The following is an 11759-nucleotide window of genomic DNA, read 5'->3' as shown; positions in this document are numbered from 1 at the left end:
GTACTAGAAAATGAGAACTCCCGGAAAGGTGTCCGGGAGTTCTCATTTTTGATTAATAGCTTCTTAGTGATAAGCGCCGCTGCTGATAGCGGGCCAATATGGAAAGAGCATAATTGAAGACAAAGTAGGTTATCGCTATGGCAGAGAAAATAGTAAAGACTTGAGCCGTGGTACCATATTGTCCCATGATGATCATGCCTTTTCCCGTTAGATCCTCAATGCCCACTGCCCAGACAAGAGAGGTATCCTTAATGACTGTTGTAAATTGGGATACTAAAGGAGGTATCGTATTGCGCAGTGCCTGAGGTAACACAATATAAATCAGTGTTTGTGTGTAGGTAAATCCTTGGGATTTGGCTGCTTCCCATTGCCCTTTGCCTACGGAATTCAAGCCGCCACGGACAATTTCAGCAATCATTGCAGTTGTAAAGATAGTCATGGCAACAATACCGGCATAAATAGGAGGAAGTTTTGTCATGAAGCGAACCGCCAAAATAAATAATAATAAAGGGGTATTTCGTACGACTTCGACATAAAAAGAAGCTGCCTGACTAAGGGGAGTATGATTGGAATGCCGGGCTATGCCTAAGATGGTTCCTAAAATCATGCTCAAAACAATGGAACTGATTGCAATTTGCAATGTCGTTAAAAGACCAGCTCCGAGAAAACTAAGCAGTTCCCATTGCAACAATTCTTCAATCATGATGATACCTCCAATTTGCGTTCCATGCGTTTGGCAAAAGAAGCCAATGGAAAACATAATGAGAGATACAGTAAACCGGTTACCACATAAGAAGGACCGTAGTAAAGATTAGTACTTGACCAAGAATCTGCATGATACATAAGTTCACCACCTGCAACCATGGCTAATACGGAAGTATTTTTGATTAAATTCACAGCTTGGTTGGTCAGTGGAGGATAAGAAATTCGTTTGGCTTGGGGCAAAACGATATGAATCATCGCTCCCCAATAGGAGAATCCTTGGGAATAGGCGGCTTCCAATTGTCCTTTTGGTACAGATTCTACACCCGCCCTAATGACTTCTGCAATATAGGCACCATGGTAAACACCTACGCCCAGCACCCCTACAACAAAGACGGGTAACATAATCCCTAGATGAGGTAAGCCATGGTATAAGAAGAAAATTTGAATAACCAAAGGTGTATTTTGAATAAATTCTACATAAACGCGATTGAGTAGTTTAAATAGTTTTACATGTGATGTACCCAAAAGACCAAAGAAGATTCCTAGGCCTAAAGCCAACGTTAGTCCTAGGGCTGATAAAAGAATGGTCTGAACAAAACCTTCGGCAAAGACAGACCAATCATTGATCAGCGCTAACCACTTGAATCCAGCAAAAGGTCCTGGCACTATTTAAGTCCCCATTTTTGCATCAGCTTATCTAGTTCACCTGATTTTTTCATATCGTTTATGGTATCGTTTACTACTTTAGCTAATCCTGCGTTGGCTTTTTTGCTTGCTACTCCATACTCTTGTGGTGTGAAGCGATCATTTAAAATTACAGTGGTATCATCTAAGTAACCATATAAAATAGCGCCATCTACACTAAAACAATTAATACGACCAGAGTCAAGAGCGGTTTTAATTTCTGGATACGTACCAAATTCTAAGAATTTAACCTTAATGCCTTGTTTATCCGCTGCCTCTTGAATGGCTTTTTTACTGGTAGCACTTTGAGCAACACCAATTGTTTTATCTGCTAAGCCTTTAAGATCGGTAATACCGGAATCTTTCTTGACCATTAAAGCAACACCGTCTGTGAAATAAGGATCAGAGAAATTGTAACTTTGTTTACGTTCTTCTGTAATCGTAAAGGTTGCAATGACTAAGTCTACTTCACCATTGTCAAGTAAAGGACCGCGAGTTTTGGCAGTAACGCCTTGTGCTTCGAATTTTTTCTCGTCACCAAGAATCTTCTTAGCCAATGCTCTTGTTAAGTCGATTTCAAAACCGTCAATTTGACCCGTTTTAGGATCTTTAAAACCAAATTTCGGTACATCAACCTTAACGCCTACTTTTAATGTGCCGCGATCCTGTATCGCTTTGACTTCAGGAGCTGTACCCGTTCCACCTGCTGCAGGCTTGGAATCTGTTGTGCCGCCACAACCAGCAACTGCTAGGGCGATGAACATCATTAAACTAACGATAAGAACATATAATTTTTTCATTTTTAATAACCTCCATATATTTTTTATGAATCCATTACGTTTAACGAAGAATGCGGCTTAAAAATAATTTCGTACGATCATGTTCTGGGTTTGTAAAGAAATGCTCTGGAGAACCCTTTTCAAGTATTGTGCCTCCGTCCATAAAAATAACCTGATCTGCTACTTGTTTGGCAAAGCCCATTTCATGAGTAACAACTACCATGGTGATTCCTTCTTTCGCCAGGTCAACCATTACATCCAATACTTCTTGTATCATTTCAGGATCAAGAGCAGAAGTTGGTTCATCAAAGAGCATAACCGTAGGACGCATGTTAAGGGCGCGAGCAATGGCAACTCGTTGTTGTTGTCCTCCAGAAAGCTGAGCCGGATAGGCATCTGCTTTTTCGCGTAAACCAACTCGTTCCAAAAAAGCGAGACCTGATTCACTTGCTTCGTCACGGGATATTTTTTTTATGCGCGTTGGTGCTAATGTTAAGTTTTCCAGTACCGTCTTGTGAGGATATAGATTGAACTGTTGAAAAACCATTGCTACAGACTCTCTAACTTTAGTAATCGGCGCCTTAGGGGCCGTGATGTCAACACCGTCAACCACGATCTGACCCGTGCTTGGCGTTTCTAATAAGTTCATGCAGCGGATTAAGGTACTCTTCCCAGAACCACTTGGCCCGATGACAACGACTTTTTCACCGCTGTCTACGTTGAGATGAATATCCTTTAAAACATGTAGTGGACCGAAAAATTTATTGACTCCTTGTACTTTAATCATCAAATACCCCCTTTCTTGAAACAAATCAAAGCCGTGCCCTCATAGGTATCCCTATAAGTGCACGGCGTCATTGCCAATTATGCTTATGAAATTTGTAGTTACAGTATAACATTAAAAATAGACGTTGTCATCACCTAAATGCAGAAAATGTTTTTTCAGGAGAAACATAACTGCTTAATGTTTTGAAAATGCATAAAGAAGGGGTTGAGGAATAAAGGATGTAAAAAAATCCCTTACTAGTGAAGGCTTTGGCAGGGTATTTTGCAGTGGCTGGGGAATGTAATAATAAATAGGCAGTCACTTAGGATGTAGAAACAATATAAAATGAATTGTGAGGTGCATCTATCTATGTCGATTCACTCCATGGCAGGGAAAAAAGCTCCTAAAAGCATGTTAGTCAATATCCCACGTTTAGTTAGTGCCTACTATAATAATAATCCGAATGTCAATATTCCAGGGCAGCAAGTTGTTTTTGGAACTTCTGGGCATCGAGGAAATTCACTGCAATCCAGCTTTAATGAACAGCATATTTATGGGATTACCCAGGCGATCTGCTGCTACCGCAAAGCCCAAAATATTACGGGTCCGCTGTTTATTGGCTTTGATACTCATGCCTTGTCTGAACCTGCTTTTATTTCGGCAGTAGAAGTTTTAGCGGCTAATAACGTAGAAACCTTCATTGCTAAGGATATGAATTATACCCCGACACCGGGCATTTCTCACGCAATTCTCAAATATAACAAATGCAGAAAAGAAGGGCTGGCCGATGGTATTGTCATTACGCCTTCTCATAACCCGCCGGATAATGGCGGCATTAAGTACAATCCTCCTAATGGTGGACCAGCGGATACTCATATTACCAAATGGATTGCTGATAAAGCTAATCAAATCTTACTAGAGGGCAATCAAAAGATCAAACGCTTACCTTATGAAAAAGCGTTAAAAACAACTTATGTACATGAATATGATTTTATTATGCCTTATGTGAATGATTTAGAACAGGTAATTGATATGAAAGTGATAAAGGCTTCCGGTCTGAAGTTGGGGGCCGATGCTCTAGGTGGTGCGGGTCTTGGTTATTGGGCACCCATCGCAGAAACCTATGGTCTTGACATTGATGTAATCAATGGGTATCCCGATCCTACTTTTGGCTTTATGAATGTAGATGCAGACGGGAAAATTCGCATGGATTGTTCGTCTCCTTATGCCATGGCCGGGCTTATCGATTTAAAAGAAAAATATGATCTCGCTTTCGGCAACGACCCAGATTTTGATCGTCACGGTATTGTTGCTCCCAGCGTTGGTTTAATGAATCCCAATCACTATCTTTCCATAGCCATTTCCTATTTGTTTCAAAACCGTAAGGGATGGCGTGAAGATGCTGCTATTGGTAAGACATTGGTCAGTTCTTCGATGATTGACCGCATTGCTGCCAGTCTAGGTAAAAGACTTGCGGAAGTCCCTGTGGGTTTCAAGTGGTTTGTTGACGGTCTCGTTGATGGTTCCTTTGGTTTTGGCGGTGAAGAAAGTGCTGGAGCATCTTTTCTCAGAAAGGATGGTACTGTCTGGACAACAGATAAGGATGGTATTATTCTGTGCCTATTAGCTGCAGAGATTACTGCGAAAACTGGCCGAGATCCAGGGCTGCATTATCAGGATTTAAGTGAGAAGTTTGGAGCGCCTGTATATGCACGCATCGATGCTGCTGCGAATACGCAGCAGAAGACTATATTGTCGAAGCTCTCACCAGAGCAGGTCAAAGCGCAAACATTAGCCGGGGAAATCATTACCGCGAAGTTGACTAAGGCACCTAGTAATCAAGCCGATATAGGAGGATTAAAGGTTTGCACCGAGAATGGTTGGTTTGCTGCAAGACCGTCCGGAACAGAAGAGGTGTACAAAATATATGCCGAAAGCTTTAAAGGGGCAGACCATCTCAAGCAAATTCAAGAAGAAGCAAAAGAAATCGTGAATGAAGCCTTCAAAGCAAGTAGTATTTAGGTGCGAAGAAGATGAGATTTTATGAACCACAAAGGCACAATGCCGCTAACGCGGTTAAGCCCTTTGTGTCCTTTGCGTCTTTGTGGTTCCATTCGCTTTATCGGTATTTTAAAGAATATTTAGTTGATGACATGTTTTTTATAAATGAAATGATTGAAATCATATCATATATTTGGACAAGGGAGAGACAGCATGCTGCATAAAAAGAAGTTGTTTTACAGTATTAGAATCTCTTTAATAGCAATTGTTCTTCTTATAGCTTCTTCTATGATGCCGTTTTTAGAACAGCCTTTGGCAGCTGCTGCTGGGGTAGATCATGTAACCCTTACCTGGGAGTCTGATCCAAAAACAACCCAGACTATTACCTGGAGAACAGAAGAGACGGAACTTGCGGGGCAGGTGCGTTATGCCCAGAGGGAATTTATCAGGTCTTTTCCTCATAAAGCCCGAATTATAGATGCTAAGGTGGAGACATTAGTCACGAATCGGGGAAATATGAATATCCATTCAGTTACGCTAATGGGTTTGAAGCCTGGTACACGCTATGTATATCAAATCAATGAAGGCAGTGGATGGGGGGAAACGCGTACTTTTTCTACACCTACAGAAAAGAATGAGGGTTTTAAATTTTTGGTATTTGGCGATTCCCAGAGTATTAACTATGAGGTTTGGCGTACTACTCTGCAGCAGGCATATCAGACTAACCAAGATGCGAAATTTTTTATTAATGTGGGAGATTTAGTCGATGTAGGGCAGGATTATGCGCAATGGGATGCATGGTTTAACACGGGTCAAGGGGTCATTGATCGGATTCCAGCAATGCCTTTGACGGGTAATCATGAGAACTATACACCAGAAAGGCGCTTCTCACAGCCTGTATTATTTACGGCTCAACTCAAAGTTCCTGTTAATGGTCCTGAAAGTCTTAGAAGGCAAGTTTATTCTTTCGATTATGGGGATGTACATTTCGTTATGTTAGATAGTCAAATCGGCGAACAAGTTCAGCTTATTCCCCAAATACTAGAAATACAGAAAAATTGGTTAGAGCAGGATCTGGCAGCGACGGATAAAAAGTGGAAAATTGTTTTTTTACATAGACCGCCATACCATAACAAGGTGGGAGGAGCTAATTCCAGGATTAAAAGAGCTTTTGTACCTATCTTAGATAAATATCATGTGGATGTGGTCTTTTCTGGTCACGAACATAATTATGCCCGTACCTATCCTATATATGATGATCAAGTGGTAGATAGCCCGGGCAAGGGGACGATCTATGTAACGACTGGGCGAAGCGGTATCAAAACCTACAATGATACGGCAGCAAGTGAGTGGGATGCATTTTTTTATAATCCATTGGATGAACCAAATTATCTTGTAGTGGAGATGAAAAATCAGATTCTACATGTGAAAGCATATAAGCAAAGTGGTGCCTTAATTGATGCTTGGTCCATTGATAAGAATATAAAATTCCAATAATACACGATGTAAAGAACCAAAATTCCTTTATGAGATTTTGGTTCTTTATTAATTTTAGTACTGGAATATATAAGTTTTATGGTGAAAAATATTAAAATCTATGAACCACAAAGGCCACGATGCCGCTACTGCGGTTAAGCCCCTTTGTGTCCTTTGCGCCTTTGTGGTTCGATTGTTTTATATGTTTTAAGAGGATGTGTCAGCCTTTTATAAATAATTTGAGCAAGATAGTAAAAGAAGTGGGCATTCTATTAGGCCTTTTGGAGCAGGATATAAATTAAGATTTGGATAATCATAAAGAGAGACTTGGTCAGCGAGTTAAGTTAAGAAGAGCATACAATTGCCTTTGGCAATAACGATAGGGAGGACAAGTATGGAAGCATATGAAAAGATTCATCAATTGCATCATCTGATCGAAACAGGAACAGCAGCCGATTTGCCAGGACCTTATAAAGTGGGAGTAGATTTGGGAACGGCTGATGTGGTACTGGTCGTGACTGACAGCCAGGGGAATCCTGTAGCTGGAAGCCTGCGCTGGGCATCGGTGGTGAAAGATGGTTTAGTTGTTGATTTTAGGGGAGCGACGACGATTGTTGAAGAACTAAAGGCTGAGGTAGAAAAAATTATGGGTATTACGCTAGATAAAGGAGCAACAGCCATTCCGCCAGGTACAGTAGGGCGTAATGCCCAGGCTTGCGGACATGTGATTGCAGGGGCGGGGATCGAACCTATCTGTCAAGTGGATGAACCAGTGGCAGCAGCTAAAGCTCTAAATATCGGTCATGGTATCGTGGTGGATATTGGTGGCGGAACTACAGGGATTGCTGTATTAAAGAACGGAGATTTAGTTTTCACCGCTGATGAGGCAACAGGAGGTACTCACATATCTCTGGTGCTATCTGGAGCATATAAAATTACCTATGAGGAAGCGGAAGTTCTTAAAAAAGATGTATCCCAGCATCGACGCATCATGCCAGTTGTTTTACCTGTTATTGAAAAGATGGCAACGATTGTAAAGAACATGCTGGCAGAATATGATGAATATCAGGATTACCCCGTATATGTGGTAGGCGGTACCGCTTATCTGACTGGTTTTGGTGAAGAATTTAGCAAAGCTTTCGGACGTAAAGTACACGTTCCCCCTCATCCTTTGTTAGTTACGCCATTAGGAATTGCTATGTTTGGCTAAAACGACATAATATTACAAAAAGATCAAAAAATGGCAAAAATGTGCAATAATGAAGCTAAAAAATTCTCAAGGAAATCATGTCGCCTTTGTCGAAAATTATCATTAAATAGAAAACTGAAAAATTAAAAAACGGAGGCAAAATCCATGACAAAGGTGACAGCAGTAAAACAGCCTTTAGAAGATTTTAGTAAAGTCAAGTTAGTAGATATTATTGATGTAAACTTTTTGCAGACCTTTCAGGATAACTTTGCCGAAGCTGTAGGGGTAGCCAGTATTGCAGTTGATATTGAGGGGAAGCCCGTCACTACTCCCAGCAATTTCACAACATTTTGTATGAAACATACGCGGGAATCGAATGTTGGGAACAAACGCTGTATGGAATGTGACAGCAAAGGCGGTGAAGAGTCTGCCAGAACAGGCAAGCCAGCGATTTATGATTGTCATGCTGGTTTGGTTGATTTTGCAGCTCCTATTATGCTGGAGGGTAAACAGATCGGGACGATATTAGGCGGGCAGGTCTTGACTTCTGCTCCAGATGAAGGTAAATTTCGTCAAATAGCCCAAGAAATCGGCGTAGATCCTGACGAATATATGAAATCGTTAAGTGAAATCAAGCAAGTGCCTAGAAAAAGCGTGGAGGTTGCTGCTCATGTCTTATATTTAGTTGCCAATACCCTATCGAAAATGTGGTATCAGCAAAGTAAATTAAGGAATATGGCTGGTATTATTAATGATAGTGTGATTCAAATATCAGCTACAATGGAAGAGCTGGCAGCTTCTGCAAGTGATGTTAGCGCGAATCAAAGTTCCTTGAATACAGAAATAAATAACGTAAATGTAGTATCAGGGAAAATTAATGAAGTGATGGATTTTATCAAAGAAATTGCTGATGAAACCCGTTTGTTAGGATTAAATGCAGCAATCGAGGCAGCCAGAGCAGGCGAAGCAGGTCTCGGTTTTGGTGTGGTGGCACAAGAAATCAGAAAGCTCTCAGGGGATTCGAAACAGACAGTGGGTAAAATAAAAGAATTTACTAACATTATTCAGCAATCCGTAGATAAGACCGTCGCTATGGGAAGTGCTACCAGCTTAACCGTAGAACAGCAGGCGGCTGCCATTGAGGAAGTAACTGGCATGGCGGAAGAGTTATATGCCTTAGCAAATGATATGTAAAAGTAGTTACTGATTTAGGGCTAGGAGATGATGGTATGGCACGTATGCAAATGGTTGTTTTTGAAATGAATGGTACTGAATTTGCCATAGAGGCAGCAACAGTACATGGTATTATTAGAGCTAATCGAGTCAATATTCAAGTGGTCCCGGGTACCTTGGGCAATATGGAAGGTATGATAAATTGGAGAGATAATGTTCGATATGTTTTTAACTTACGCAAAAAATTAAAGTTAGAAAACCAAGTAATAAATGATGAAAGTAAGATTATTATGGTTCAGACGAATGAGCGTATCGTAGGATGCTTAGTGGATGAAGTAACGGACATTGTAGTATTTAATTCCGAAGAGATCGAAGCTGCGCCCTCTTTTATTCAAGAAGCAGAAAGTAAATTCATAATTGGAATTGGCAAAGTGGAGGAGCGTCTCATTGTTATGTTAGATATGGATCATTTATTGACTGGAGTAGAGATTAATGGACTTGCATTAGAAAATTTGCAGAACTATGTTCCTGCATAAAACATATAAAACAATCGAACCACAAAGACGCAAAGGACACAAATGGGGTTATTTATATTTTTCGTGTACTCCTTTGTGTGCCGCAACAGCGGCATTGTGCCTTTGTGGTTCATAATTTTTATATTTTTTACTTATAAAATTTATAAATTCTAATGAATAAACAAAATGATGGCAGCAGTTTCTTATGAACTGCTGCCATCATTTTGTTTATTCATCTTTTACATTCTTATCTTGTTTAAGAGCGCCCGGTCCGTCATGTGCGACAGGTACCTCTGCATCGCCAAAGGTTTTCATATCATTTAAAACATGTAATGAGGCATTGAGTAAGGACATTCCTAATGCAGCACCCACTCCTTCGCCTAAGGAGATGTTGAGATGAAGGTAAGCGGGAATACCGATTAAGTCAAGGCTGGCTTTATGTGCAGGTTCCGGGGGGAAATGAGAACCAATGAGATAGTCTTTTACTTGAGGAGCTAATTTTACCGCAAGTAAGGCAGCAGTGCTGGTCACAAGACCATCTAAGACGATGGCAGCCCCGCCTGAGGCTGCACCTAGGATAACCCCAACCAGTCCAGCAATCTCAAAGCCACCCAGCTTACTTAATACATCAATGGGATCATGAATATTTGGAGTATTCACGGTAATGGCGTGACGAATGAGTGCAATTTTTTTATTAAAAAGATCGCTAGAAGAATCTGCAGTCTTTCCCACCAACTCAGTCAGCGGGCTTTGGCTGTAGCAGGCAATGATAGCGGTACTGGAAATCGTATTGGCGACTCCCATTTCGCCTAATCCTAGGACATGAGAACCTTTTTTAATAGTTTCAGCAGCGACTCTAATGCCAATCTCGATTGCCTTTATCGCTTCTTCCCGAGACATTGCAGGACCATGGTTTATGTTTTTAGTTCCATAAGCGATTTTTTCATTTCTTACCAAAGGAAGAGGCGGTACGTTGGCAGCAATACCCATATCTACAAGGAGTAAATCGGCAGCAACATGGTCAGCGAAAATGTTGACTGCGGCGCCGCCTTGTGAAATGTTATGAATTCTTTGAAGGATCACTTCTTGTTTAGAAAAAGCGCAAGGTTCTTCTGCTGCTACGCCATGGTCTGCTGCCATGATGATAATACTTTTTTTTAGGCTGCGGGGTCTAGGATTGTAAGTAATACCGGACAGCTGACGTGCCAAATGTTCAAATGAATATAAACTGTTTAGAGGTTTGGTTAAGTTATCAAGGCGTATTTGGCATTTTTCCATCGCGATTGTATCAAGTGGTTTAATTAACAAAATCGTATCTTGCATCATAAGTGGGACCTCCTGTTATCAACAAATTATGCTTCCTTTTTACCAGCAGAATCTTCATGAGAAACCATACCAGCCAGCATTTTAATAGAAGCACCCAGCATATCGACTACTATAGACGCACCAATTGCTTCTCCTAACCGAATTCCCATATCAATGCACGCTTCTAAGCCAAGAAACTTTAGGGCAATGCGATGAGCAGGTTCACCGGATAAATGAGAAGGCATAAGGTAGTGGGGGACCATGGGATGAAGAGCGTTGGCAATCAACGCAGCGGCAGTTGTATTAAGACCATCAATAACAACTACACAGCGATTTGCAGCGGCACCCAGTATAACTCCTGCTAAAACCCCTGTTTCAAAACCTCCGATTTTTGCCAGAACATCCAGTCCATCTTGAGGATTTGGCTGATTCACAGTAAGTGCTTGGCGTACCATATCAATTTTAAAGACAAGACGGCTATCTGAAATGCCAGTGCCGCGTCCTGTAGCTTGCTCGGGAGTAATATTGGTAAAGGCTGCTGCAATTGCTGCGCTGGAAGTTGTATTGCCGATACCCATTTCACCCAGGCTGAAACAACTGTAGCCAGCACGCACCTTTTCATTCACGATTTCGATTCCAATTTCCAGGGCTTGAGTGGCTTCTTCCCGTGTCATTGCTGGACCTTGCGTGAAGTCCTTTGTCCCATAGGCAATTTTACGATGCCATAGCCCTTTAGTATCAGATAGGTCAGCGGCAACCCCGGCATCTACTACGACCATATCAGCACCGCTAAAGTTTGCAAAAGCATTAGCGCTGGCACCTTTGGCACCCACATAATTTTTAGTCATTTGCAGTGTAGTTTCTACAGGATAGGCACTGATTTGGTTGCGAGCTACGCCGTGATCGGCGCAGGCGATAACCATGCATGTGCGAGGCACTCTAGGGAGTTCTTCTTTTCGAATACCAGCGTATTGCTTTACCATCTCTTCCAGACGGCCAAGACTGTTTTGGGGTTTAATCAATGTGTCTAATCGTAATTGAACCGCTTCCATGACTTTTTGATCTAAAGGGGCAATTTGCGAACATGTTTCAAATAATAAACTCATAGTAACCTCCATTGTCTTTGTCACCATTAATGCAGAAAAAAAGGCTTTTTCGGAAATTAA

The 11759-nt window shown here is 41.3% G+C and carries 11 protein-coding genes; 5 read left to right on the top strand and 6 right to left on the bottom strand.

Annotated features, from left to right (window positions below):
- Positions 1-52: 52 nt before the first annotated feature.
- The 4 genes from LMF89_RS00730 to LMF89_RS00715 are packed head-to-tail and all read right to left on the bottom strand — an operon-like array spanning position 53 to position 2955.
- Positions 53-703, bottom strand: a complete 651-nt coding sequence (locus LMF89_RS00730; RefSeq protein ID WP_229533424.1) for an amino acid ABC transporter permease — start codon at positions 701-703, stop codon at positions 53-55.
- A complete protein-coding gene (locus tag LMF89_RS00725) occupies positions 700-1371 on the bottom strand; it encodes an amino acid ABC transporter permease (RefSeq protein ID WP_229533423.1) in 672 nt (223 codons plus the stop codon). The genes LMF89_RS00730 and LMF89_RS00725 overlap by 4 nt, the downstream gene beginning before the upstream one ends.
- Positions 1371-2189 (bottom strand): transporter substrate-binding domain-containing protein, encoded by an 819-nt coding sequence (locus LMF89_RS00720; protein ID WP_229533422.1) that lies wholly within the window; start codon positions 2187-2189, stop codon positions 1371-1373. The genes LMF89_RS00725 and LMF89_RS00720 overlap by 1 nt, the downstream gene beginning before the upstream one ends.
- Positions 2190-2229: 40 nt before the next feature.
- Positions 2230-2955 (bottom strand): amino acid ABC transporter ATP-binding protein, encoded by a 726-nt coding sequence (locus tag LMF89_RS00715; protein ID WP_229533421.1) that lies wholly within the window; start codon positions 2953-2955, stop codon positions 2230-2232.
- A gap of 348 nt (positions 2956-3303) precedes the next feature.
- Here LMF89_RS00715 and pgm point away from each other — a divergent pair, with 348 nt between their 5' ends.
- From pgm to LMF89_RS00690, 5 genes are all read left to right on the top strand, one after another.
- On the top strand, positions 3304-4956 hold the full coding sequence (gene pgm / locus LMF89_RS00710; RefSeq protein ID WP_229533420.1) for a phosphoglucomutase (alpha-D-glucose-1,6-bisphosphate-dependent): 1653 nt from the start codon (positions 3304-3306) through the stop codon (positions 4954-4956).
- A gap of 192 nt (positions 4957-5148) precedes the next feature.
- The gene (locus LMF89_RS00705) at positions 5149-6432 is read left to right on the top strand and encodes a purple acid phosphatase family protein (RefSeq protein ID WP_229533419.1); all 1284 of its coding nucleotides are present in this window, start codon (positions 5149-5151) and stop codon (positions 6430-6432) included.
- Between the two features lie 373 nt (positions 6433-6805).
- Complete coding sequence (eutJ, locus tag LMF89_RS00700; RefSeq protein WP_229533418.1) at positions 6806-7621, top strand: ethanolamine utilization protein EutJ; 816 nt, start codon at positions 6806-6808, stop codon at positions 7619-7621.
- A 144-nt stretch (positions 7622-7765) separates the two neighbouring features.
- Positions 7766-8794 (top strand): PocR ligand-binding domain-containing protein, encoded by a 1029-nt coding sequence (locus LMF89_RS00695; RefSeq protein ID WP_229533417.1) that lies wholly within the window; start codon positions 7766-7768, stop codon positions 8792-8794.
- A gap of 35 nt (positions 8795-8829) precedes the next feature.
- On the top strand, positions 8830-9309 hold the full coding sequence (locus tag LMF89_RS00690) for a chemotaxis protein CheW (protein ID WP_229533416.1): 480 nt from the start codon (positions 8830-8832) through the stop codon (positions 9307-9309).
- 207 nt (positions 9310-9516) lie between these two features.
- Here the strand turns inward: LMF89_RS00690 and cobT (LMF89_RS00685) are convergent, their stop codons facing one another.
- Together cobT (LMF89_RS00685) and cobT (LMF89_RS00680) are read right to left on the bottom strand one after the other, a co-directional pair.
- Complete coding sequence (gene cobT, locus LMF89_RS00685; RefSeq protein ID WP_229533415.1) at positions 9517-10614, bottom strand: nicotinate-nucleotide--dimethylbenzimidazole phosphoribosyltransferase; 1098 nt, start codon at positions 10612-10614, stop codon at positions 9517-9519.
- A 26-nt stretch (positions 10615-10640) separates the two neighbouring features.
- Positions 10641-11699, bottom strand: coding sequence for a nicotinate-nucleotide--dimethylbenzimidazole phosphoribosyltransferase (gene cobT / locus LMF89_RS00680; RefSeq protein WP_229533414.1), 1059 nt, complete (start codon positions 11697-11699; stop codon positions 10641-10643).
- Positions 11700-11759: the final 60 nt, after the last annotated feature.

Source organism: Pelosinus baikalensis (genome assembly GCF_020819555.1).
GTDB lineage: Bacteria > Bacillota > Negativicutes > DSM-13327 > DSM-13327 > Pelosinus > Pelosinus baikalensis.
This window is presented reverse-complemented; position numbering and strand designations above follow the sequence as displayed.

What these genes read in the sequence shown, in the direction of transcription:
- LMF89_RS00715 (WP_229533421.1), bottom strand. Translation starts at nt 2,955, where the DNA reads ATGATTAAAGTACAAGGAGTCAATAAATTTTTCGGTCCACTACATGTT.
- LMF89_RS00720 (WP_229533422.1), bottom strand. Translation starts at nt 2,189, where the DNA reads ATGAAAAAATTATATGTTCTTATCGTTAGTTTAATGATGTTCATCGCC.
- pgm (WP_229533420.1), top strand. Translation starts at nt 3,304, where the DNA reads ATGTCGATTCACTCCATGGCAGGGAAAAAAGCTCCTAAAAGCATGTTA.
- LMF89_RS00690 (WP_229533416.1), top strand. Translation starts at nt 8,830, where the DNA reads ATGGCACGTATGCAAATGGTTGTTTTTGAAATGAATGGTACTGAATTT.
- eutJ (WP_229533418.1), top strand. Translation starts at nt 6,806, where the DNA reads ATGGAAGCATATGAAAAGATTCATCAATTGCATCATCTGATCGAAACA.
- LMF89_RS00695 (WP_229533417.1), top strand. Translation starts at nt 7,766, where the DNA reads ATGACAAAGGTGACAGCAGTAAAACAGCCTTTAGAAGATTTTAGTAAA.
- LMF89_RS00730 (WP_229533424.1), bottom strand. Translation starts at nt 703, where the DNA reads ATGATTGAAGAATTGTTGCAATGGGAACTGCTTAGTTTTCTCGGAGCT.
- cobT (WP_229533414.1), bottom strand. Translation starts at nt 11,699, where the DNA reads ATGAGTTTATTATTTGAAACATGTTCGCAAATTGCCCCTTTAGATCAA.
- LMF89_RS00705 (WP_229533419.1), top strand. Translation starts at nt 5,149, where the DNA reads ATGCTGCATAAAAAGAAGTTGTTTTACAGTATTAGAATCTCTTTAATA.
- cobT (WP_229533415.1), bottom strand. Translation starts at nt 10,614, where the DNA reads ATGATGCAAGATACGATTTTGTTAATTAAACCACTTGATACAATCGCG.